This window comes from Enterobacter cloacae complex sp. XAL002 (assembly GCF_049236805.1).
Lineage (GTDB): Bacteria > Pseudomonadota > Gammaproteobacteria > Enterobacterales > Enterobacteriaceae > Enterobacter > Enterobacter intestinihominis.
This window is the reverse complement of record NZ_JBMKJN010000004.1, coordinates 23,889-45,119: the sequence shown is the minus strand read 5'-3', so window position 1 is coordinate 45,119 and position 21,231 is coordinate 23,889. Positions and strand designations below refer to the sequence as shown.

Annotated in this window: 23 protein-coding genes and 3 tRNA genes; 16 read left to right on the top strand and 10 right to left on the bottom strand. The window is 53.8% G+C overall.

Annotated features, from left to right (window positions below):
• Nucleotides 1-165: 165 nt before the first annotated feature.
• The 4 genes from prfC to ACOT0L_RS04820 form a co-directional block, all read right to left on the bottom strand.
• A complete protein-coding gene (gene prfC, locus ACOT0L_RS04835; RefSeq protein WP_046619833.1) occupies nt 166-1,755 on the bottom strand; it encodes a peptide chain release factor 3 in 1,590 nt (529 codons plus the stop codon).
• A 92-nt stretch (nt 1,756-1,847) separates the two neighbouring features.
• Nucleotides 1,848-2,525, bottom strand: coding sequence for a pyrimidine 5'-nucleotidase (gene yjjG, locus ACOT0L_RS04830; RefSeq protein WP_022646980.1), 678 nt, complete (start codon nt 2,523-2,525; stop codon nt 1,848-1,850).
• 19 nt (nt 2,526-2,544) lie between these two features.
• Nucleotides 2,545-2,988: a ribosomal protein S18-alanine N-acetyltransferase gene (gene rimI, locus ACOT0L_RS04825; protein WP_022646979.1), complete on the bottom strand. Its 444-nt coding sequence runs from the start codon at nt 2,986-2,988 to the stop codon at nt 2,545-2,547.
• Nucleotides 2,957-3,370: a DNA polymerase III subunit psi gene (locus tag ACOT0L_RS04820; RefSeq protein ID WP_022646978.1), complete on the bottom strand. Its 414-nt coding sequence runs from the start codon at nt 3,368-3,370 to the stop codon at nt 2,957-2,959. Before ACOT0L_RS04820 ends, rimI begins: the two co-directional genes overlap by 32 nt.
• A 102-nt stretch (nt 3,371-3,472) precedes the next feature.
• Here ACOT0L_RS04820 and rsmC point away from each other — a divergent pair, with 102 nt between their 5' ends.
• The 4 genes from rsmC to ACOT0L_RS04800 all read left to right on the top strand — a co-directional run bounded on the left by rsmC (nt 3,473) and on the right by ACOT0L_RS04800 (nt 4,965).
• Nucleotides 3,473-4,501, top strand: coding sequence for a 16S rRNA (guanine(1207)-N(2))-methyltransferase RsmC (gene rsmC, locus ACOT0L_RS04815; protein WP_058677755.1), 1,029 nt, complete (start codon nt 3,473-3,475; stop codon nt 4,499-4,501).
• A gap of 144 nt (nt 4,502-4,645) precedes the next feature.
• A tRNA-Leu gene (locus tag ACOT0L_RS04810) sits at nt 4,646-4,732 on the top strand.
• Nucleotides 4,733-4,760: 28 nt separating this feature from the next.
• Nucleotides 4,761-4,846, top strand: a tRNA-Leu gene (locus ACOT0L_RS04805).
• Between the two features lie 32 nt (nt 4,847-4,878).
• Nucleotides 4,879-4,965, top strand: a tRNA-Leu gene (locus tag ACOT0L_RS04800).
• A gap of 42 nt (nt 4,966-5,007) precedes the next feature.
• On the opposite strand, the gene ACOT0L_RS04795 is transcribed toward ACOT0L_RS04800, so the two are convergent.
• Complete coding sequence (locus tag ACOT0L_RS04795) at nt 5,008-5,277, bottom strand: DUF1435 domain-containing protein (protein WP_026080652.1); 270 nt, start codon at nt 5,275-5,277, stop codon at nt 5,008-5,010.
• Nucleotides 5,278-5,493: 216 nt separating this feature from the next.
• On the opposite strand from ACOT0L_RS04795, the gene ACOT0L_RS04790 reads away from it, so the two are divergent.
• The gene (locus ACOT0L_RS04790) at nt 5,494-6,558 is read left to right on the top strand and encodes a GGDEF domain-containing protein (protein ID WP_126502841.1); all 1,065 of its coding nucleotides are present in this window, start codon (nt 5,494-5,496) and stop codon (nt 6,556-6,558) included.
• 95 nt (nt 6,559-6,653) lie between these two features.
• Nucleotides 6,654-7,442 (top strand): siderophore-iron reductase FhuF, encoded by a 789-nt coding sequence (fhuF, locus tag ACOT0L_RS04785; protein WP_126502842.1) that lies wholly within the window; start codon nt 6,654-6,656, stop codon nt 7,440-7,442.
• A 77-nt stretch (nt 7,443-7,519) separates the two neighbouring features.
• On the opposite strand, the gene ACOT0L_RS04780 is transcribed toward fhuF, so the two are convergent.
• Complete coding sequence (locus ACOT0L_RS04780) at nt 7,520-8,866, bottom strand: PTS cellobiose transporter subunit IIC (RefSeq protein WP_006810218.1); 1,347 nt, start codon at nt 8,864-8,866, stop codon at nt 7,520-7,522.
• A 328-nt stretch (nt 8,867-9,194) separates the two neighbouring features.
• Between ACOT0L_RS04780 and ACOT0L_RS04775 the strand changes: the two genes are divergently transcribed.
• Nucleotides 9,195-9,653, top strand: a complete 459-nt coding sequence (locus tag ACOT0L_RS04775) for a YbaK/EbsC family protein (protein WP_022646971.1) — start codon at nt 9,195-9,197, stop codon at nt 9,651-9,653.
• A 37-nt stretch (nt 9,654-9,690) separates the two neighbouring features.
• Here the strand turns inward: ACOT0L_RS04775 and bglJ are convergent, their stop codons facing one another.
• Together bglJ and ACOT0L_RS04765 are read right to left on the bottom strand one after the other, a co-directional pair.
• Entirely contained in the window at nt 9,691-10,326 is a 636-nt protein-coding gene (bglJ, locus tag ACOT0L_RS04770) for a DNA-binding transcriptional activator BglJ (protein ID WP_126502857.1), read from the bottom strand.
• Entirely contained in the window at nt 10,323-11,060 is a 738-nt protein-coding gene (locus ACOT0L_RS04765) for a helix-turn-helix transcriptional regulator (RefSeq protein WP_022646969.1), read from the bottom strand. The genes bglJ and ACOT0L_RS04765 overlap by 4 nt, the downstream gene beginning before the upstream one ends.
• A 389-nt stretch (nt 11,061-11,449) precedes the next feature.
• Between ACOT0L_RS04765 and ACOT0L_RS04760 the strand changes: the two genes are divergently transcribed.
• The 9 genes from ACOT0L_RS04760 to ACOT0L_RS04720 all read left to right on the top strand — a co-directional run bounded on the left by ACOT0L_RS04760 (nt 11,450) and on the right by ACOT0L_RS04720 (nt 18,743).
• The gene (locus ACOT0L_RS04760; protein WP_017383842.1) at nt 11,450-12,226 is read left to right on the top strand and encodes a threonine/serine ThrE exporter family protein; all 777 of its coding nucleotides are present in this window, start codon (nt 11,450-11,452) and stop codon (nt 12,224-12,226) included.
• Nucleotides 12,217-12,690 carry a threonine/serine exporter gene (locus ACOT0L_RS04755; protein ID WP_032621429.1) on the top strand — a complete coding sequence of 158 codons (474 nt, stop codon included), beginning with the start codon at nt 12,217-12,219 and terminating at the stop codon, nt 12,688-12,690. The genes ACOT0L_RS04760 and ACOT0L_RS04755 overlap by 10 nt, the downstream gene beginning before the upstream one ends.
• Nucleotides 12,691-12,734: 44 nt before the next feature.
• Complete coding sequence (locus ACOT0L_RS04750; RefSeq protein WP_022646966.1) at nt 12,735-13,187, top strand: MarR family winged helix-turn-helix transcriptional regulator; 453 nt, start codon at nt 12,735-12,737, stop codon at nt 13,185-13,187.
• Nucleotides 13,188-13,271: 84 nt separating this feature from the next.
• Nucleotides 13,272-13,700, top strand: a complete 429-nt coding sequence (locus tag ACOT0L_RS04745; protein WP_003856578.1) for an organic hydroperoxide resistance protein — start codon at nt 13,272-13,274, stop codon at nt 13,698-13,700.
• 124 nt (nt 13,701-13,824) lie between these two features.
• Nucleotides 13,825-14,370: a primosomal protein DnaT gene (gene dnaT / locus ACOT0L_RS04740; protein WP_023299265.1), complete on the top strand. Its 546-nt coding sequence runs from the start codon at nt 13,825-13,827 to the stop codon at nt 14,368-14,370.
• Nucleotides 14,367-15,104 carry a DNA replication protein DnaC gene (gene dnaC, locus ACOT0L_RS04735; protein ID WP_003856580.1) on the top strand — a complete coding sequence of 246 codons (738 nt, stop codon included), beginning with the start codon at nt 14,367-14,369 and terminating at the stop codon, nt 15,102-15,104. Before dnaT ends, dnaC begins: the two co-directional genes overlap by 4 nt.
• Before the next feature lie 84 nt (nt 15,105-15,188).
• Entirely contained in the window at nt 15,189-15,671 is a 483-nt protein-coding gene (locus ACOT0L_RS04730; protein WP_022646964.1) for a DUF2501 domain-containing protein, read from the top strand.
• A gap of 271 nt (nt 15,672-15,942) precedes the next feature.
• Complete coding sequence (gene opgB / locus ACOT0L_RS04725) at nt 15,943-18,234, top strand: phosphatidylglycerol--membrane-oligosaccharide glycerophosphotransferase (protein ID WP_126502843.1); 2,292 nt, start codon at nt 15,943-15,945, stop codon at nt 18,232-18,234.
• Nucleotides 18,234-18,743, top strand: coding sequence for a GNAT family N-acetyltransferase (locus tag ACOT0L_RS04720; protein WP_126502844.1), 510 nt, complete (start codon nt 18,234-18,236; stop codon nt 18,741-18,743). The genes opgB and ACOT0L_RS04720 overlap by 1 nt, the downstream gene beginning before the upstream one ends.
• A 135-nt stretch (nt 18,744-18,878) precedes the next feature.
• Here ACOT0L_RS04720 and tsr read toward each other — a convergent pair whose 3' ends face one another.
• Together tsr and hpaR are read right to left on the bottom strand one after the other, a co-directional pair.
• Nucleotides 18,879-20,543 carry a methyl-accepting chemotaxis protein gene (gene tsr, locus ACOT0L_RS04715; RefSeq protein ID WP_023305399.1) on the bottom strand — a complete coding sequence of 555 codons (1,665 nt, stop codon included), beginning with the start codon at nt 20,541-20,543 and terminating at the stop codon, nt 18,879-18,881.
• Nucleotides 20,544-20,626: 83 nt separating this feature from the next.
• A complete protein-coding gene (hpaR, locus tag ACOT0L_RS04710) occupies nt 20,627-21,067 on the bottom strand; it encodes a homoprotocatechuate degradation operon regulator HpaR (protein ID WP_006810239.1) in 441 nt (146 codons plus the stop codon).
• Nucleotides 21,068-21,231: the final 164 nt, after the last annotated feature.

The window sequence follows — 21,231 nt, the reverse complement described above, 5'->3', positions numbered from 1 at the left end:
CTAAACACTGAGTTAAATATAGATCACAATCAGAGGGGTGCATTCAGAATTGGGGAAAAAACGAACGAATAGCGAAAAATTACGTTGAATTAAGAACATTCCGCAAGGGTTTAATAACACTGGAATTAAAGAAGAGCACGGCGGCTGCCGTGCTCTGTGAGGGAATTAATGCTCGCGCGTTTTGCGGAACTGAACGTCGGGATAACGTTCCTGCGTCAGGTTCAGGTTAACCATAGTCGGGGCGATATAGGTCAGATTATCGCCACCGTCCAGCGCCAGCTGAACTTCGTTCTTACGCTTAAACTCTTCGAATTTCTTCACGTCTGAACATTCAACCCAGCGCGCGGTCGCCACGTTCACCGATTCGTAAATCGCTTCCACGTTGTACTCGCTCTTAAGACGGGCAACTACCACGTCAAACTGGAGCACACCCACCGCGCCCACGATCAGATCGTTGTTGGCGATAGGGCGGAACACCTGTACAGCCCCCTCTTCCGAAAGCTGGACCAGGCCTTTCAGCAGCTGCTTCTGCTTAAGCGGATCGCGCAGGCGAATGCGACGGAACAGTTCCGGCGCGAAGTTCGGGATACCGGTGAACTTCATCATCTCGCCCTGCGTGAAGGTATCGCCGATCTGAATGGTACCGTGGTTGTGTAAACCAATGATGTCACCCGGATAGGCTTCTTCCACGTGCGAACGGTCGCCCGCCATGAAGGTCAGCGCGTCGGAGATCACTACGTCTTTACCAATACGCACCTGACGCAGCTTCATGCCCTTTTCGTACTTACCGGAAACCACGCGCATAAAGGCGACGCGGTCGCGGTGTTTCGGGTCCATGTTGGCCTGAATTTTAAAGACGAAGCCGGAGAACTTCTCTTCCTTCGCTTCTACTACGCGGGTGTCGGTTTTACGCGGCATCGGCTGCGGGGCCCACTCAACCAGACCGTCGAGCATATGGTCAACGCCGAAGTTGCCGAGTGCAGTACCGAAGAAGACCGGGGTAATGTCACCGCTCAGGAACAGCTCTCTGTCGAACTCGTGAGAGGCGCCTTTGACCAGCTCAAGCTCATCGCGCAGTTGCGCGGCCAGCTCTTCACCGACAGCGGCGTCCAGCTCCGGGTTGTCCAGCCCTTTCACGATGCGGACTTCCTGAATAGTGTGGCCCTTACCGGTCTGATACAGGTAGGTTTCGTCTTTATAGAGGTGGTAAACCCCTTTGAACAGCTTGCCGCAGCCAATCGGCCAGGTGATTGGCGCGCAGGCGATTTTCAGCTCGTTTTCCACTTCATCCATCAGCTCCATCGGATCACGGATGTCACGGTCGAGTTTGTTCATAAAGGTAAGGATCGGCGTATCGCGCAGACGAGTGACTTCCATCAGCTTGCGGGTACGATCTTCAACACCTTTCGCGGCGTCGATCACCATCAGGCAGCAGTCCACCGCCGTCAGGGTACGGTAGGTATCTTCGGAGAAGTCTTCGTGCCCCGGGGTGTCCAGCAGGTTCACCAGGCAGTCATGATACGGGAACTGCATCACGGAGGTGGTAATCGAAATACCACGCTGCTTTTCCATCTCCATCCAGTCGGATTTAGCATGCTGGCTGGAGCCACGGCCTTTAACGGTACCCGCGGTCTGGATCGCCTGTCCGAACAGCAACACCTTCTCGGTGATGGTCGTTTTACCGGCATCCGGGTGCGAGATAATGGCAAAAGTGCGGCGTTTGGCCACCTCTTGCAGATAAGGAGACAACGTCATAATCAATTCTTCTTAGGTAAGCGCGGCAGCAGGCCGCGCATCATGGAATACGAAAAATGCGGCTATTTTACCCATCAACAGGGGGCAGGCAATCATTGTTTACACAGGAGCTGCTCCAGTTCGTTCAATGACGTTACGGTCCAGGTCGGCTCGATGCCTTCCGGCAGCGTGCGGCCATGCGCATTCAGCCAGACGGTCGACAGGCCCGATCTCATACCTCCCAGAATATCAGATTCTGCCGTATCCCCCACCATCAGCACGCGATCGCGGTCAGGATTGCCCGCTTGCGCCAGCGCATAATCGAAAATACGCGGATCCGGCTTCGGCACGCCTACCTCTTCGGAGATCACCAGCGCGTCGAAATGATCGCGCAAGCCAGTGCGTTCAAGGCGGATCTGCTGAAGCGCGGTAAAGCCGTTGGTAATGATCCCAAGCTTCACCTTCCCTTTCAGCGAATCCAGCAGAGAAACGGCGCCGGGCAGCGGCGCGCAGATATCCGCCATCGCATTCAGGAAGGCCTCGTTCAGCACCCCAGGACTGATGTTTAACCGTTCAGCCCAGACGTCAAAACGCTGATGCTGAAGCTGTAACGCGGTGATGGCACCGTTCTGGTAATCCACCCACAGCGGCTTGTTCACCGCCTGATAGTCCTGAAAATCTTCCGCGGTGAACGTCACGCTATAGTCGAGAAACATCCGCTGTAGGCCGCCGAACGAGTCAAACGTAAACAGCGTTTCGTCGGCATCAAAGAAAATCCAGTCCCATTTCATCGTTACAACCTTATTTTCGTTATCCAATCGGCAGAGCCATGATAATGGCGTCTTCACGTCCCTCTGCGGTGGGGTAGTAGTTACGGCGGATAGTCGCCTCGTTGAAGCCTAAGCTTTCATAGAGCGCGATGGCGGCGACATTGGACGCGCGCACCTCCAGCCACAGGGTGAAAACGTCACGGGTTTCCAGCTCACGAATGAGGTGCTCAAGCAGATCCCTGCCCAGCCCGCGGCGCTGGTAAGCGGGATCGACCGCGATATTAAACAGCGTCGCCTCGTCCAGAACGACCTGCGTGATGGCGAACGCGGCCATCGCACCGTCAACGTCCAGGCGGAGATTTAAATAGCGTTCGCCCTGATTGCTGGCAAACGTCTTTTCGCTCCACGGAAAGGCATGGGCGCGTGTTTCAATCGCGAACGCGGTGGCCAGGTCAGCCGTCGTGAGGGAAGAAATCGTGTTCATATTCGCAAATTTGTTGCCATAGCGCGCTACGCGCTTTTGGGTTGGCTTTCAGTTCGTCCAGCGCTGGCGAGCTGATCTGGCTTCCTTCAAGAGGTAGCTCATCCACCGCCCCGATTCGCCAGCTGTTACAGCGGCTGTCAGGGGGAAGCATCGCGACGCTTTCGGGCGCCAGCTGTAATACCTGATCGTTTGTCACCTTCAGGGTGCGAAGGACATCCTCAATCAGGGGTTCGTTCAGGGCAGGCGGCGCTTCTGCCACCATCACCAGGCGGACATGCGCAGGGATGGAGATGGCTATTTCGCCCCGCAACGCCGTCGGGCGACGCAAAGCCCACTGGGTGATGCCCAGCTGCTGCAACTGCCAGTCTCGTCGGGATGTCATAGCGAAAACTCCTGTCTCTCAGGCGCGCAAATATAGCAAATGTGTCGAAACTGCGCCATCTACCTACTATAATCCCCGCCTGAGTTTATTGAGGAACAATTCATGTCTGCATTTACCCCGGCAAGTGAAGTCTTGCTGCGTCACAGTGATGATTTCGAAGAAAGCCGTATTCTGTTTGCCGGAGATATGCAGGATGACCTGCCCGCACGTTTCGACTGTGCTGAAAGCCGTGCCCACACCCAATACTACCACCACTGGCAGGTGCTGAGCCGCCAGATGGGCGAGCGCGCACGCTTTAGCCTTGTGGCGGAGCAGAGCGATATTGCTGACTGCGATACGCTCATTTACTACTGGCCGAAGAACAAACCGGAAGCCCAGTTCCAGCTGATGAACCTGCTTTCTCTGCTGCCGGTCGGCTGCGATATTTTTGTCGTCGGTGAGAACCGCAGCGGGGTGCGAAGCGCAGAGCAGATGCTCGAAGGCTACGCGCCGTTGACGAAAATCGACAGCGCCCGACGCTGCGGCCTGTATCATGGCCGTCTGGAAAAACAGACCATTTTTGATGCCAACACCTTCTGGGACGAGTACCAGCTTGACGGCCTGACCATTAAAACCCTGCCGGGTGTGTTTAGCCGTGACGCGCTTGATACGGGCAGCAAGCTGCTGCTGTCCACCCTGACGCCGCACACCAAGGGCAAGGTGCTGGATGTCGGCTGTGGCGCGGGCGTGCTGTCAACGGTTCTCGCCAGCCACTCACCAAAAGTGCGTTTAACCCTGTGTGACGTGAGCGCCCCGGCCGTAGAAGCCAGCCGCGCCACGCTTGCTGCGAACGGCATTGAAGGCGAAGTGATCGCCAGCAACGTCTTCTCCGACGTGACCGGTCGCTTTGACATGATCATCTCTAACCCGCCGTTCCACGACGGGATGGAGACCAGCCTTGAAGCGGCGCAAACGCTGATCCGTGGCGCAACCCGTCACCTTAACAGCGGCGGTGAGCTACGTATTGTGGCGAATGCCTTCCTGGCGTATCCGAAAGTGCTGGATGAAACCTTCGGCTTCCACGAAGTGATCGCCCAGACAGGCCGCTTTAAGGTGTATCGCACCGTGATGACGCGCCAGGCGAAAAAGTAATTCCCCTGCCCGGCGATGGCTGACGCTGCCATCGCCCATTTTTGCAGCAATCAAAACAACGTGCGCAATTTTCTGTTGACGTAAAGCTGAAAACATCTAGAATGCGCCTCCGTGGTTACGATACTTTTACAGTGTCGATGGTATGCGAAGGTGGCGGAATTGGTAGACGCGCTAGCTTCAGGTGTTAGTGTCCTTACGGACGTGGGGGTTCAAGTCCCCCCCCTCGCACCATAAATCACGTTGATATTGCTCGCACTGGGCGAAGGTGGCGGAATTGGTAGACGCGCTAGCTTCAGGTGTTAGTGTCCTTAGGATGTGGGGGTTCGAGTCCCCCCCCTCGCACCAACGAGGCGATATCAAACCAGTAAGATGACTGTGCGAAGGTGGCGGAATTGGTAGACGCGCTAGCTTCAGGTGTTAGTGTCCTTACGGACGTGGGGGTTCAAGTCCCCCCCCTCGCACCAATTATCTTACATCCCTTCAGCAGTACCTCTTGTTTTTCCCTTTTATTTCAAACTCATCAGAATCACCAGCAGTCCACTGATTAGCGCAACGCATGATGGCAACAGCACGTAATGCCGTAACTGTTTGTGCCAGATCATCGCGGATGTCACCAGCAAGCCCGAAACAATCATTGCTTTCCAGACATCAATGGGAAGATCGGCAAACATCAGCCCACCGATAATGGAACCAGGCAGCAATATTCCCCACCCACTTCCCAGCGCTTTGCTCAACATGGTTTCACCTCTCGCACTGATAATGATAACCAGTATCATATGATAGTAATTATCACTTGTCAGCATGCGACGTAAGAAATTGCGCCAGCAATTGCTTTCCCATAATGACAGAGAATGTGTAAGGTGATAAATTGCCCACCTGTTAACTTCCGATAACGTTTTTCTGATAATAAAAATTCAATTTTGTAGCGACCAATATTGCATAACAACATCTTGCTCATTGTTTTAATTGAGTTTTAATAAAAACGCACGCATATGACATCACAATCCTGGCTGTCCTTAGTCAACAAGAAATATCAGCTTTCTTTACGTTTATTTTTATTTCTGAACGCTGCATCAGCATTGTTCTCGGTAACAAACCCTCTCTATTCCATTCGTGTGTTATCAGTCCCCCTGTTTGCCGTACTGACTGTCAGCACTGGCTTACTTATCTGGCACTGGAAAAACAGCACGCGAAAAATAAATATCCCTGTTGTTTCAGCTATTTTTGGGTTTTTATGGGCATGGCAGATCGTCTCAAAATTTCTGTTAATAACGCACGATCACGCAACCTATTTAATGATGGCGCTATTAACAGTGCTTTTTATAGGGTCTCTGGCTTTCGCCAGTAATATTAAAGCCTTTACGTTACATTCATTTCCCGCTTTTATATCCTGCCTGTGGCTTAGCCCGTCCGAAAACTGGCTGAGAATGGCCTATTTTTTCGCGCTGCCGGTGGTCGCCATTGGTATCCATCATGTTCTTCAGCGGCGTAATGACCGTTTCGCCCAGGAGCTGCTTTCCGAACTGCTCGAAGAGCGTGAAACCCTGACCGATCTCAGCATGATGGACCCGCTCACCGGCCTATATAACCGTCGCGGGCTGCAAAGCCGGCTTGAGAACCTCCCCAGGCCTGACGCTGGCGAGCACTTTGTGCTGCTGATGGATATCGACCATTTCAAAGCCTACAACGATCATTACGGCCATATGATGGGCGATCAGGCCTTGATCAGGGTCTCGGCTGCGATCCGCGACGCCGTGCGCTCACGCGATGTTGTCGCCCGGTTTGGCGGGGAAGAATTTATGGTGCTGTTAAGTAACATCCCACTGGAGCAAGCGCGCCAGACAGCTGAACGCATACGTCAGAAGGTTTACGATCTCAAAATCCCCCACATGTTTAACGAAAGCGTCGCCACTAACGTGACCATCAGCATTGGCATCGCCATGTTCGAAGGTGAAGACGTTGATGGCGCACTGGCGAAAGCCGATAAAGCCCTCTATGAAGCCAAGCATATGGGACGCAACAGCATTCTGCTGAGCGACGAGCTTCATATCGCCTGAAACCGCCTTCACAGCGCCAGGATAAAACGCTTGCGCTCGGTTTTATCTATAGTTAGGATTGGCAATCATTATCATTTAGATTTGTAATCCACACTATGGCGACTCGTACCGCACACATCGTTGAGCCACAGCTCTGGGGAGCACCACTCTCCGCCGGAGAAACGACGCTTGCGGATGCCATTCGGGAAAAAATCGCCGTAACACGCGCCCATCTGCTGGATTTCATCAAACTGGATGAAGCACCGCCGCATCATGCTCTGACGCTGACTCAGTGGCAACGACCTGCCGAGCTGCGGTCACTGCTGGCAACCTATTCCGACCATATTTATCGTAACCAACCGACGCTGGCGCGGGAAAATAAACCGCTGCTTTCCCTCTGGGCACAATGGTATATCGGGCTGATGGTGCCGCCTGTCATGCTGGCCCTGTTGACCCAGGAAACGATGCTCGATCTCTCGTCGGAACATTTCCACGTCGAATTCCATGAGACCGGACGCGCCGCCTGTTTCTGGATTGATGTACACGAAGATCCGAGCGCGAGTCACCTGTCAGCGCAGGCGCGTATGGAACGACTGATTACAAGAGCGCTGGTTCCGGTCATTGATGCGCTGGAAGCGACGGGGGAGATCAACGGCAAACTGATCTGGAGTAATACCGGGTATCTTATCCACTGGTATTTAACGGAGATGAAGCCGCTGCTCGGCGACGAGAAAGTGGATGCGCTGCGTCAGAGCTGTTTCTTTGCCAGACAGCTGTCGGATGGGCGGGATAACCCTCTTTACCGCACCGTGGTTCCGCGTGAGGGACTTCTGGTGCGTCGTACCTGCTGTCAGCGCTACCGTCTGCCGGATGTCCAGCAGTGCGGCGATTGCACGCTTAAGTAGTCTGGCCCTGCCTGAAACCCGCAGAGAAAGGGAACAAACACTAAAAACGGCAACCTGCGTTGCCGTTTTGCTTTTACCTAAGCGACCTGCTGATTTTCCTCTTCCCCATTACGCTGTGCTTCTTCCGCTTCCTGCTGAAGCAACTGTTTCTCGTACACCTTGAAGAACGGGAAATAGATAATGGCGGAAACGCAGGCCAAAACCAGCACCAGAATGGCTGCACGGAAATCCCAGCCCAGCGCCCAGGCGGCACCAACCGGAGCCGGTGCCGTCCACGGCACAACGGAAATCACGCGGCCAATCAGATCAAACTTCATCGCTGCCCATGCCAGCACGGCATTGACCATCGGCGCCAGCAGGAAAGGAATAAAGAACACCGGGTTCATCACAATCGGCGTACCAAAAATCACCGGTTCATTGATATTGAAAATGCTTGGCACCACGCTCAGACGTCCAATGGAGCGCAGGTGCGCGGAGCGGCTACGCAGGTAACAGAACACCAGCCCCATCGTCGCTCCTGACCCACCGATCACAATAAAGAACGTCCAGAAGGCTTCCATAAAGATGTGTGGTAAAGGCAGGCTCGCCGCCAGCGCGGTCTGGTTCGCCCCCAGGTTCGTCAGCCAGAACATTTGCAGCATACCCGAGACAATCGCTGCACCGTGGATCCCGGCAAACCACAGCAGGTGGCCAATCAGCACCGCCAGCAGGATCGCTGGTAGCGAGTCCGCCGCAGAGACCAGCGGTTTGAATATCGACATGATGGCCTGTGGGATCAGCATACCGAACTGCGACTGGATCAACAGACTCAGCGGATAGAGCGTCAGCACCACCACCAGCACCGGGATCAGCAGGTCAAATGAGTTTTTGATCATCGGCGGAACCTGGTCTGGCAGGCGGATCCCGATATTGTGTGCTTTCAGGAAACGCATCATCTCAACGCAGTAAATCGCCACCAGGATCGCGGTGAAAATCCCGGTCCCTCCAAGGCTATCAACCGGTAAGGCGCCTTTGGTTTTAGGCGCGGCGACCAGCAGGAACGCCATCAGCGACAGCATCGCGCACATGAACGGATCCAGCTGATGGGTTTTAACGTAATGTTTGCCCAGGTTGTAGGCGATAGCCGCACAGATATAGAGGGACATCACCCCCATCGTCATATCAAACGGCGTCAGAATTTGACCTTCAAACTGCTTCGCCATATCCAGCCAGGCGCGGGCAAAGCCCCAGGTGGTATCTGGCGAAAAAGGTGGGTAAGCGAACACTAATAAAAACGACCCGACAATCATAAACGGCATTGCCGAGATGAACCCGTCACGAATCGCCATAACGTGACGCTGGGAAGAGATGCGCCCGGCAATAGGGCTGACATAATTTTCAACGAAGCGGAAAATCAGATTAAATGCAGCATGGTTGGCAGACATAGCAGATCTCCTGTCAGACGTTCGTTTCGGACGTTCTCACGTCACACGTTGTTCCATACATCAGCGTCACAACCTTGCCGGATCGTGTACCTGCGGTACTGCTCAAACGGAATGGTTTCATAATTAGCTCTTATTATTAGATACAGGGGAAGTTACACACTCAGTATTAATCTCTGCATCACGCTCTGCAACCGGTTACTGTAACCGGTTTCTGTGAATGTGAAGGCGATCCAGAAATCGCCCCTGACGGATATTTGTTACTTAAGGGATATTTACAGCGACTAAATTCTTATGACAGATTACGGAAGATATTTGTCAGGAGGAATCAATGAGTTTGCAGTCTGTACAGCAGTTTTTCGCCGAACACGCTCCGGATATAGAAATCATCGAGCTTAACCAAAGCACAGCGACTGTTGCCCTTGCTGCTGCCGCGCACAACGTTGAACCCGGCCAAATTGCCAAAACGCTGTCACTGAAAATTAAAAATGATGTGATTCTGGTGGTTGCAAAAGGCGATGCGCGTCTGGATAACAAAAAGCTCAAAGAGACATTCGGCGCAAAAGCCCGCATGCTCAGCTGCGATGAGGTAGTAACCCTGACGGGTCATCCTGTTGGCGGCGTCTGCCCTTTTGGACTGGAAAATCCGCTCTCTGTTTACTGTGACATCACTTTAAAACAGTACGCCGAAGTGTTACCCGCAGCGGGCGCCATCCACAGTGCGGTGCGTATATCGCCCGACAGAATGGCGGAACTGACCGCAGCAAAATGGGTTGATGTCTGTATTTGAACGTTGCGCCAGAAAAATTCTGGCGCATCACTTAACACTACGAGAAAGAAGGAACGGTGAGAGCGGAACGGCGAATTTCCCTGACCGGGAGATGCGCCAGGATATCTGCCGCATCCAGTAATCCCACATCAGAATTGACGCCCAGCTTTACCATTGCGTTAAACTTATGCGCACGGATGGTTTTGATATTGCGTTCAAGCTGTGCCGCAATTTCAGGGATCGAAAAACCCGATGACATATATCGCAGAATCGCCCTTTCAGTTGGGCTTAGCATACGATGCTGGCTCACACACCAGTGATTGTACACGTTGTCGTTCACGTGATGCGTTTCGCTGAGTAATGTCTCCAGCCCCTCCATTAACTGCTTCAGCGGAACCGATTTACTGATAATTCCATGTAAGCGAGAAGGCGAAAGATGGCTGACCAGTCTCGCCTCCATTTCATCAGAGGCCAGCACGATACGCTTGACGTCGCTGTGGGTGAAGGTGAGATCCCGCAAACAGGCCAGACAGTTTCGCCGCTCCTCACGCTCATCGGACAATGAATAAATTACGGCAAAGAATGATATTTCCGAGAGCGCCGTTTTGAAGTTGTCAAATCTGGCAAACAGGTGCACCTGGTAATGGCTCAGGGCGGGCATCGCAAAAAGATGCTTCAGCCCCATAGCGCTCATTGAGCAGCTTTCGATGACGGCGATATGTTTTGTTGCAGTGGTCTTTTCCATTCCTCAAACTCTCCATAAGCCGACATTAAACTGAGTTCTCGCATTCCCTGGGTACTGCTTATCCACGCGTACATATCGGCATTACTGCGAAGTGATAAGCGACGCATTGCACTGTTTTTCTGTGCACTGATCGTTTTATTACTTTTATTAAGTAGCGTGGCTATTTGGTTGATTCCCCAACCTTTACCTAACAAACGCAACACCTTGCGTTCAGAGTGGGTAAGCGCAATCATTTGCTCACTCTCCTCTTCAATATCAGGATTTTCCGGTATCAATAACGTCTGGCTTATTCGCTCGGCACGTTCACTCCCCGCGCGAATAGCGTTAATTACGCCTTCGATGGGTTCCATATCCGAAAGCAGCGTGCTTTCCGGACGCATAAGAAGCTCTACTGCAAGTGGATAAAGGGGGCGCGAAACGAGGAATATCCAGTGAATATCCCGGTACTGATTCATTAACCCATAATATTGCTCAAGCGTGCCGCGTGGATTACGATACTCACCCGAAATATCGGCAATAACGACCCCAGCGCGACGCAATTGTAATAACGTCAACTCCTGCATCGAACGGCAGTACGTTATCTCAAAATCGGGAAAATGACGCGACATGACGCCACCTAACCCATTTTGCATAACCGGTACTCTGCTGATCACCACTCCGTGTTTACCATTCAATGGCAACATAGACCCTCCCTGTCATGAATTCTTTATTTAAGAACGAACTAACCCTGCAAGGTTAAACACGTTTGCATTCCGAAGTACAAACGGGTTAATACTCGCAAAATAGAACAAATATCACATGGGTTAAGAAACGCCCAATACAGGCCTAATATCGCATAAAGACCATTTAAATTTAATTCAAATTGCGTGAAAAGATCGAAAATATGAAATTAGAAATACTTAATATATTGTTTTTATAAATCCTAATTTCACATTCATTAAATAAATAACAATGCTGTCTTTCCTCCGCCCCCATCGCGCCACTGATCGCACAAATGTTGATCTGGCCCAGCGCAAAGGGCCCTGCACTTTGTGTTAAAAGTAAGCAATCTCTCTTCTCTTCAGGGCGTTTCATGCAGGCAGATCGGTCTACGCAACGTGCCACCACGCGGCTATGTATTCAGTGCGGGCTTTTTCTCTTACAGCACGGCGCAGAAAGCGCCCTCGTCGAAGAGCTCTCCACACGCCTTGGGCTGGCGCTGGGGATGGACAGCGTTGAGAGTTCCATCTCGTCAAATGCCATTGTGCTGACCACCATTAAAGACGGACAGTGCCTGACCTCCACCCGTAAAAATCATGACCGCGGCATTAACATGCACGTCGTGACGGAAGTGCAGCACATCGTGATCCTTGCTGAACACAAGCTGCTCGATCTCCGGGAGATAGAAAAACGTTTCAATCAAATCAAACCCCTCCGGTATCCGCGCTGGCTGGTTGTGCTAATGGTGGGACTGTCCTGCGCCTGCTTCTGCAAGCTCAACGCGGGCGGCTGGGACGGCGCTGTCGTGACCTTCTTTGCCAGCAGCATCGCAATGTATGTCCGCCAGCTGTTGACGCACAGACAGCTACATCCGCAAATTAACTTCTGCATCACGGCATTTGTGGCGACAACCGTATCCGGCCTGCTTTTGCGCCAGCCCTACTTCGCCAGCACGCCTACTGTTGCGATGGCCGCCAGCGTATTGCTGCTGGTGCCAGGTTTTCCCTTAATTAATGCCGTCGCTGATATGTTCAAAGGCCATATCAACACCGGTCTGGCACGCTGGGCGATAGCCAGCCTGCTGACGCTGGCGACCTGTATCGGGGTGGTAATGGCCATGACACTCTGGGGGTTACGCGGATGGGCGTGATGGATTTTATGCTCGCACTGGCACAGGACATGCTCTTGTCTGCCCTTCCCGCCGTTGGTTTTGCGATGGTGTTTAACGTCCCACAGCGTGCATTACCCTGGTGTGCGCTGCTGGGTGCCATTGGCCACGGCTCTCGTATGATCATGATGACAGCGGGCTTTAATATTGAATGGTCGACGTTTATCGCCTCCATGCTGGTTGGCAGCATCGGTATTCAGTGGTCCCGCTGGTATCTGGCGCACCCGAAGGTATTCACCGTGGCGGCAGTGATTCCTATGTTCCCGGGCATTTCAGCCTATACGGCGATGATCTCCGCCGTCAAAATCAGCCATTTTGGCTACAGCGAACCCCAGATGATCCTGCTCCTGAGCAACTTCCTTAAAGCCTCGTCGATCGTGGGTGCGCTCTCCATCGGCCTGTCGATCCCCGGCTTATGGCTTTACCGCAAACGTCCACGCGTATAATAAAATCGCTTGCAATTGTATCGCGCACTATCTATATTCATTTCATGGACGCAAAAACGAACGACACCACCAACGCGCTTCTGCTGGATAACCAGCTCTGTTTTGCCCTCTATTCGGCAAATCTGGCGCTTAACAAGCTGTACCGGCAACTGCTGGCGCCGCTTAATCTGACCTACCCGCAATACCTGGTGATGCTGGTGCTCTGGGAACAGGATGATATTACGGTGTCAGACATTGGCGAGCGGCTGTTCCTGGATTCCGCCACGCTGACTCCCCTGCTGAAACGCCTGGAAAGCGCAGGATTGATCCTCCGCCAGCGTTCCCGTCAGGATGAGCGTCAGGTCGCCGTCACCCTGAGCGACGCGGGTCGGGCGCTGCAACAGCAGGCCGTGACGATACCCCACGCCGTGGGCTGTGCAGCGCAGTGTGATACCGACACCATGCTGGCGCTCAAGCAACAGCTCGAAAGTTTGCGCCAACAGCTGCATCGCGCGTAAGGCTGTACTTTACGCGTCTAATTTTAACTTAAAACATCGCGCGCTATTTAATAGCGCATATAAACGTAAGATGAGGAACCTGCCATGTCTTTAGAAAAAGTTGTCTACACTGCCAAAGCCAAAGCAACCGGAGGCCGTGATGGCCGCGCCACGTCTTCCGATGGCGTTCTGGATGTCAAACTGGGTGTGCCAAAAGAGATGGGCGGCATGGGGGGTGAAGTAACCAACCCTGAACAGCTGTTCGCTGCGGGCTACTCCGCCTGCTTCCTGGGCGCAATGAAGTTCGTTGCGGCACGCGATAAATTCGCTCTGCCAAAAGACGCCTTTATTGAAGGCGAAGTAGGGATTGGCCCGCTGCCAACCGGTTTTGGTATCGAAGCGAAGCTTAACATCCACGTTGAAGGGATGGACGCAGCGGAAGCCAAAAAACTGGTGGATGCGGCCCACATCGTCTGTCCGTACTCTAACGCGACGCGCGGCAATATCGACGTGACGCTGAACATCATCGCGTAACCAGCCCCTGTGATTTTAGCCCCGGTAAGCGTAACGCCACCGGGGAAATCCTCTCCTTTCCTCCCCTCTCTCTGTGCTACCATAACCCTCAATCACGCCCGTAGTAATCAGTTGAGAAAGTGTTATGTCCTCCAGAATTCTGACCACCAGCATTGCTGGCATTGATGCCTTTATGCGCGATCCTCGCGGTGTGTTGACGCACGCCGAAGGCGGCACGCTCGCGGTATTTGCCGACAACGCCCCGGCGTTTTATGCGGTCACGCCGGAACGTCTGGCGCAGCTTCTGGAAATTGAAGAGAAGCTGTCGCGCCCGGCAAGCGATGTCATGCTGGATAATCAGTTTTTTGACGAACCCGCCAGCGCCCCGGTGGCCGTTCCAATGGGGAAATTTCCCATGTACGCCGGTTGGCAGCCGGACGCCGATTTTCAGCGGCAGGCGGCCTTATGGGGAATAGCCCTCTCGCAGCCCGCAACACCGGAAGAGCTGGCAGCCTTTACCGCATACTGGCAAGCTGAAGGAAAAGTCTTCCACCATGTTCAGTGGCAGCAAAAATTCGCGCGCAGTCTGCAAATCAACCGCGCCAGCAACAACGGCCAGCCAAAACGTGATATCAATGCTTTTTCAGAACCGGACAAAAAAATCCCTGATGGATTCCGAGGTGCGAAATGAAAAACGTCGGCGACCTGATGAAACGTTTGCAGAAGATGATGCCTGCCAACGTGAAGCCCGCCTTCACCACCGGTGAAGAGCTGCTGGCATGGCAAAAAGAGCAGGGTAAAATTCGCGCGGCTGCCCTCGCCCGCGAAAACCGCGCGATGAAAATGCAGCGCACCTTTAACCGCTCGGGCATTCGCCCTCTGCACCAGAACTGCTCCTTCGAGAATTATAAGGTCGAGTCTCAGGGGCAGATGAACGCCCTTAACCAGGCGCGCCAGTACGTGGATGAATTTGACGGCAACATCGCCAGCTTCATCTTTAGCGGAAAACCCGGCACCGGGAAAAATCACCTCGCCGCCGCTATCTGCAACGAGCTGCTGCTGCGCGGGAAGTCAGTGCTGATTATCACCGTGGCCGATATTATGTCCGCCATGAAAGACACCTTCAGTAATCGCGAAACCAGCGAAGAACAGTTGCTAAATGATTTAAGTAACGTGGATTTGCTGGTCATCGACGAGATCGGTGTCCAGACGGAGTCCCGCTACGAAAAAGTGATCATCAACCAGATTGTCGATCGCCGTTCGTCGTCAAAACGCCCAACCGGTATGTTGACGAACCACAATATCGACGAGATGACCCGACTTCTTGGCGAGCGGGTGATGGATCGCATGAAGCTGGGTAACAGCCTGTACGTCATCTTCGACTGGGACAGCTACCGCAGCCGCGTCACCGGCAAAGAGTATTAAGATATTTCCAGGGAGCGCCGGAAGAGCAGAGGTATATACTGAACCCACTTCTGGCCCAAAACGGACCTTGTTGAGTAAATCATTATGAAAAAACAATTTCTTATCAGCATCCTTACTGGCGCCCTGCTGGTGACTGGCGCAGCGCAGGCCGCATCATGGCAGGAGTCGCTCTCCAGCGCAGCAAGTGAGTTAACCAAAGAGAGCGGCACGTCCCAGGGCGGGCTGTCAGCCTCGTCCCTCACCGGCCTGCTGGGCAACAGCTCCCAAAGCCTGAGTGCCGGAACGATGAACAACGCCGCGGGTATTCTGGAATACTGCGCGAAGCAGAAACTGGCTTCCGTCACCGATACCGAAAACATCAAAAACCAAGTGTTGGGTAAACTGGGACTGGACACCCAGGAGCAGAAAGCGGACACCAACTATATGGACGGTATTCAGGGCCTGCTGAACGCGCAAAATGGTCAGCAGCTGAACCTCAGCACCCTTGGAAATTCATCTCTGGCGAAACAGGTGAAAACGAAAGCCTGCGATCTGGTGCTGAAACAAGGCGTTAATTTCCTCTCCTGATTGTCCCCCTTTTTCTGCCACAACACGCCGCGTTTATTACATTAGTCTTATACCGCGGCGTGAAGTGCGTTTTTTTACCCCCTGCCACCACCTCAGCCTCCGTATGCCACGATGCGACTTTATTCAAAAATCCGATTTTATAAACCAAATCCTAACAACAGCACACTTTCGTGACACTAAAATTGCAGCTAAGCGACATCGCAATTACATTGTATTACCCAAAAAATAAGCAATTAGCCGGCTAAGCGTCCGGCATGATGAGGATCTGCTGTTGTCAGAGTTAATGTCCCTTGTCCTTTTCCTGGCTTCCATCGGCGTTTATGCCTGGAAAGCCGGTCGTCACACCTGGTGGTTTGTGGCCACCCTGGTGGTGCTCGGTATTTTTATTGTTTTAAACATTACGTTATATGCCAGCGATTACTTTACCGGCGACGGTATTAACGACGCGGTGCTCTACACATTGACCAACAGTCTGACCGGCGCAGGTGTGGGTAAGTACATCCTTCCGGGTCTGGGGCTGGTGGTCGCCCTGGTGGGCATCTTCGCCGCGCTGGCCTGGGTTCTGCGCCGTCGCCGTCACCGTCCGCATCATCATGGCTACAGCCTGCTGGCGCTGTGCCTGGCGCTGGCCTCCGTGGATGCCAGCCCGGCCTTCCATCAAATTACCGAGCTGGTAAAATCCCAGTCGCGCGATGGCGATCCGGACTTTGTGGCCTATTACAAAGAACCCTCGAAGAAAATCGATAACCCCAAACTCAACCTGGTCTATATCTACGGCGAAAGTCTGGAACGCACCTGGTTTGACAACGATGCTTTCCCGAACCTGACGCCAGAGCTCGGCGCGCTGAAAAACCAGGGCCTCGACTTCAGCCACACCATGCAACTGCCTGGCACGGATTACACCATCGCCGGGATGGTGGCATCCCAGTGCGGCATTCCCCTGTTCGCCCCGTTTGAAGGCAACGCCTCTGCCTCGATGTCGAGCTTCTTCCCGCAGAACATTTGCCTCGGCGATATCCTGAAAAACTCAGGCTATGAAAACTACTTTATGCAGGGCGCTAACCTGCGCTTTGCCGGGAAAGATGTGTTCCTGAGATCCCACGGTTTCGATCACTTATATGGTTCCGAAGAGCTGAAAACCACGGTCGCCGATCCGGCCTACCGCAACGACTGGGGCTTTTACGACGATACCGTTCTGGATGAAACCTGGAAGAAATTCGAGGAGCTTTCCCGCGCCGGTAAACGCTTCTCGCTGTTTGCGTTGACCGTCGACACGCATCATCCGGATGGTTTCGTCTCACGCACCTGTAAACGTCAGGGCTACGACATTGACGGTAAAAACAACAAGTCGTTCAGCGCTGTGACCTGTAGCCAGGAACATATCGCGGCGTTAATCGAGAAAATCAAAGCGTCGCCGTATTTCAAAAATACGGTCATCGTCGTCTCATCTGACCATCTGGCGATGAAAAACAGCGCCTGGGATGAGCTGAATAAGCTGGATCGCAGCAACCTGTTCTTTGTGCTGCGCGGCGATAAACCGCAGCAGGAGATCATTGCCGCTAAACGTAACTCGATGGATAACGGCGCCACCGTGCTGGATATTCTGGGTGGCGATAACTTCATTGGCCTGGGCCGCAGTACGTTGTCGGGCCAGTCCCTGTCGGAAATCTTCCTCAACATTAAGGAAAAAATCCTCGCCTGGAAGCCGGATATCATTCGCCTGTGGAACTTCCCGAAAGAGATAAACGACTTCACCATCGATCAGGATAAAAAAATGATCGCGTTCTCCGGCAGCCATTTCCGCCTGCCTCTGCTGCTGCGCGTATCGGATAACCGCGTCGAGCCGCTACCGGAAAGCGAATACTCCGCGCCACTGCGCTTCCAGCTGGCGGAATTCGCCCCGCGCGATAATTTCGTCTGGGTCGATAAATGCTACAAAATGGGCCAGCTCTGGTCACAAGAGCTGTCACTGTCCACCGACTGGTGCGTCTCTCAGGGGCAACTCGGTGGCGAGCAGACCGTGCAACACGTTGATAAAACGCAGTGGCAGGGGAAAACCGCGTTTAAAGATACGGTTATTGATACCGCACGCTATCAGCGCAACGTAGACCTGCTGAAAATCGTCGACAACGACATTCGTTATAAAGCTGACAGCTTTATCTTTAACGTTGCCGGCGCGCCTGAAGAGGTGAAGCAGTTCAGCGGTATTTCACGTCCCGAATCGTGGGGGCGCTGGTCTAACGCGCAGTTAGGTGATGAGGTGAAAATTGAGTATACCCATCCGCTGCCGGAGAAATTCGATCTGGTGATCACCGCCAGGGCATTTGGTCCCAACGCAAACCGTCCTGTGCCGGTGCGCGTCGGCGATAAAGAACAGATGCTGACGCTGAGCAATGATGTCACCACCAGCACGCTGCATTTCGTTAACCCCACGCGCAGCAATACGCTGGTCATTGTGCCGCCCGAGCCGCAGTCCACTAACGAAGGGAATATTCTCGGTCACGCTCCGCGCAAGCTGGGGATCGGCATGGTGGAGATTAAAATTGTGAGCAGCGCTGGCTGATGACGGCGTTCACCCTTCGCCCGACGCGCATCGACGACGTCGCTGCCCTGCCCGCCATTGAACGCGCGGCGGGGCAGCGATTTCGCGACGTTCCTGAGCTGGCCTGGCTGGCAGACAGCGAGGTTATTTCCGTTGAAGATCACCTCGGTTACGCCGGACGCGGATTAAGCTGGCTGGCGCTGGCTGACGGCAGGCCCGTGGGCTTTATTCTCGCCGAAGCCCAGCCATCTTCGCTGTTTATTGTGGAACTTTCGGTTCATCTGGACTGGCAGGGACGAGGTCTCGGACGCCGGTTGATTAACCGTGTCGCAGAGCATGCCCGCACGCTGGGGCTAACCTCGCTGACGTTAACGACGTTTCGTGATGTCCCGTGGAACGCGCCCTACTACAGGCGATTAGGGTTTGAAATGATGACGACGCTGACGCCGGAAATGCGCCAGAAACGTGAAGAAGAGACGGCGCACGATTTAGCGTATGGTTCCCGCTGCGCCATGCGCCTGCCTCTGTAAAATCGCCCGGTGGCGCTGCGCTTACCGGGCCTACAAAACCCAATTCCGCAGGCCGGGTAAAGCGAAGCCACCCGGCAAATTGCACAATACGCAGGCCGGGTAAGGCGTAGCCGCCACCCGGCAAAACCCACACCGTCAGAACGTTTCCCAGTTATCGCCCGCATCTGCGGTCGCCGGTTTACGCGCCACTACCGGTGCGGCAACGCTTTTCGCGGAGGCGAACTCGCGCGCCTTCATCTGTTCCTGCTGAATACGGAACACCGCAACGGCCTGCGTCAGACGGCTCGCCTGCTCTTCCAGTGCCGCCGCGGCCGCCGCAGACTCTTCCACCAGCGAGGCGTTCTGTTGGGTCACTCGATCCATCTCAGCCACCGCCAGCCCCACCTGGTCGATACCGCGGCTCTGCTCATCAGACGCAGACGCGATTTCGCCCATGATGTCCGTCACGCGCGTTACCGCATTCACGATCTCACCCATGGTTTCACCGGCGCTTTCTACCAGCGTTGAACCCAACTCCACGCGCCCCACGGAGTCTTCAATCAGGCTCTTGATCTCGCGAGCCGCCTGGGCGCTGCGCTGCGCCAGGTTTCGTACTTCACCTGCAACCACCGCAAAGCCGCGGCCCTGCTCGCCCGCACGTGCCGCTTCTACCGCCGCGTTCAGCGCCAGAATATTAGTCTGGAAAGCAATCCCGTCGATCACGCTGATAATATCGGCGATTTTCTGCGAACTGCCGGCGATGTCGCGCATGGTCTGCACCACGTTATCCACCACTTTCCCGCCTTTCTGCGCGGTTTCGGATGCGCTCAGGGCCAGGTTGCTCGCCTGACGGGCATTCTCGGCGTTCTGCTTCACTGTGGCGGTCAGCTGTTCCATGCTGGCGGCGGTCTCTTCCAGAGAGGCAGCCTGCTGCTCGGTACGGGATGAGAGATCGTTATTGCCCATCGAGATTTCGCTCGCACCGCTGTAAATGGCGTTTGCGCCGTTACGCACGTCACCCACGGTACGCACCAGCTCGCCCTGCATATGGCGCAGGGAGTCAGCCAGTTCACCCATCTCGTTGGAGCCTTCCACGTCGATGCGCTTCACCAGGTCGCCGCTGGCGATATGACGAATGCTGTCAATCAGACGGTTCAGCGGCGAAATCAGTGCCTGACGAATACCCAGCCAGACGGCAACAATCACCACCAGCACCGCAGCCAGCACGCTAATCAGCACCCAGATAGCCTGGCGGTAAGAGCTGTTGCTGTCTTCAACCGCGGTCTGATAGAGCGCGTCGTTTTGTTGCAGGTAGCTGACGTACTGCTTCTCAAAGCCATCCTGATAGCTCTGGGTCGGCTGGTCGAAGAACTCGTTGATCTTGCCCGCCCCCAGCAGCTGGATCAGCTCGGCCAGCGCGCCGTGGTAGATATCGTAATTACGTTTGATTTCCAGTGCCGCAGCGTCGCTCTGACGCGGGTCACGCGGAAGTGCTTCGTAATCCGCCCAGTTTTTTTCCGCCTGTTTCAGAGACGCAGAGGCAATCTGCATCAGCTCGGCGACGGTTGAGCCGCTGCCGATATTGTTCTGATCCATCATGTAGCGGATACCCGCGCGGTTCAGGGTGTTACGGGTTTGCAGCAGCGCCACCCAGCTACCGTTCAGGGTGGATTGTTGCTGGCGAATGGTTTGCAGAATGGTGAAATTCTCTTTGTCATGCTTCAGGGCATTGAAGAAAAGACCACCGGATGTGAGTTGTAAAAGGCCAAATATCGCTAAAACCAGCAGTAAGCTGGTGACAATCTTGATACGATTTAACATGTTTTCTCTTTCCTCAGACAGATACAGAATTTTCGGCCTGGAAAGGGAAAACTTTACGAAAATCATCCTGGATTTTAGGGTTTTTACTCTTCGTCCCGCGCGGCAATATGTCGGTTTCCGAGTTCAATAAACTCTTCCAGCAGCGCCGTGAGCTGCTTCATCTTTTCCGGGGTATATTCCGCCTCAATCTGCTGGTACGCCTCTTCCACCTGAGCCTGAGCACGCTGGTACAGCGCGTTGCCTTCTTTCGTCAGCGATACGTACAGCTTGCGCTGGTCATTCACCGGCTTTAAGCGCAGCACCAGACCGTCGCGCTCCATCCGCGTCAGAATGCCGGTCAGGCTTGGGCGCAAAATGCAGGTGCGGAACGCCAGATCATGAAAATCCATGGAGGGATGCTCGGCCAGCACGCGGACGATACGCCACTGCTGTTCGGTCAGATTATGCCGTTTCACTATCGGGCGGAAGTAGCCCATCGCCGCTTCACGCGCCTGCAACAGCGCGATGGTTAATGAGTCATGCATCACCTTCCCCTTACATCATTAACAAGTAAACAATTTAAAACAGATGCTTTTATAGACAACACGTTGTAACCCAAAAAGTCTAACAGAAACAACGTCATTTTTTTAATGCATTGATTTAAATGATAATTAACCCATTGGTGTAAATTTATTGTTATTCATATCAC

Coding starts and splice junctions, on each gene's coding strand:
- prfC (WP_046619833.1), bottom strand. CDS start 1,755: ATGACGTTGTCTCCTTATCTGCAAGAGGTGGCCAAACGCCGCACTTTT.
- yjjG (WP_022646980.1), bottom strand. CDS start 2,525: ATGAAATGGGACTGGATTTTCTTTGATGCCGACGAAACGCTGTTTACG.
- rimI (WP_022646979.1), bottom strand. CDS start 2,988: ATGAACACGATTTCTTCCCTCACGACGGCTGACCTGGCCACCGCGTTC.
- ACOT0L_RS04820 (WP_022646978.1), bottom strand. CDS start 3,370: ATGACATCCCGACGAGACTGGCAGTTGCAGCAGCTGGGCATCACCCAG.
- rsmC (WP_058677755.1), top strand. CDS start 3,473: ATGTCTGCATTTACCCCGGCAAGTGAAGTCTTGCTGCGTCACAGTGAT.
- ACOT0L_RS04795 (WP_026080652.1), bottom strand. CDS start 5,277: ATGATACTGGTTATCATTATCAGTGCGAGAGGTGAAACCATGTTGAGC.
- ACOT0L_RS04790 (WP_126502841.1), top strand. CDS start 5,494: ATGACATCACAATCCTGGCTGTCCTTAGTCAACAAGAAATATCAGCTT.
- fhuF (WP_126502842.1), top strand. CDS start 6,654: ATGGCGACTCGTACCGCACACATCGTTGAGCCACAGCTCTGGGGAGCA.
- ACOT0L_RS04780 (WP_006810218.1), bottom strand. CDS start 8,866: ATGTCTGCCAACCATGCTGCATTTAATCTGATTTTCCGCTTCGTTGAA.
- ACOT0L_RS04775 (WP_022646971.1), top strand. CDS start 9,195: ATGAGTTTGCAGTCTGTACAGCAGTTTTTCGCCGAACACGCTCCGGAT.
- bglJ (WP_126502857.1), bottom strand. CDS start 10,326: ATGAGCGCTATGGGGCTGAAGCATCTTTTTGCGATGCCCGCCCTGAGC.
- ACOT0L_RS04765 (WP_022646969.1), bottom strand. CDS start 11,060: ATGTTGCCATTGAATGGTAAACACGGAGTGGTGATCAGCAGAGTACCG.
- ACOT0L_RS04760 (WP_017383842.1), top strand. CDS start 11,450: ATGCAGGCAGATCGGTCTACGCAACGTGCCACCACGCGGCTATGTATT.
- ACOT0L_RS04755 (WP_032621429.1), top strand. CDS start 12,217: ATGGGCGTGATGGATTTTATGCTCGCACTGGCACAGGACATGCTCTTG.
- ACOT0L_RS04750 (WP_022646966.1), top strand. CDS start 12,735: ATGGACGCAAAAACGAACGACACCACCAACGCGCTTCTGCTGGATAAC.
- ACOT0L_RS04745 (WP_003856578.1), top strand. CDS start 13,272: ATGTCTTTAGAAAAAGTTGTCTACACTGCCAAAGCCAAAGCAACCGGA.
- dnaT (WP_023299265.1), top strand. CDS start 13,825: ATGTCCTCCAGAATTCTGACCACCAGCATTGCTGGCATTGATGCCTTT.
- dnaC (WP_003856580.1), top strand. CDS start 14,367: ATGAAAAACGTCGGCGACCTGATGAAACGTTTGCAGAAGATGATGCCT.
- ACOT0L_RS04730 (WP_022646964.1), top strand. CDS start 15,189: ATGAAAAAACAATTTCTTATCAGCATCCTTACTGGCGCCCTGCTGGTG.
- ACOT0L_RS04720 (WP_126502844.1), top strand. CDS start 18,234: ATGACGGCGTTCACCCTTCGCCCGACGCGCATCGACGACGTCGCTGCC.
- tsr (WP_023305399.1), bottom strand. CDS start 20,543: ATGTTAAATCGTATCAAGATTGTCACCAGCTTACTGCTGGTTTTAGCG.
- hpaR (WP_006810239.1), bottom strand. CDS start 21,067: ATGCATGACTCATTAACCATCGCGCTGTTGCAGGCGCGTGAAGCGGCG.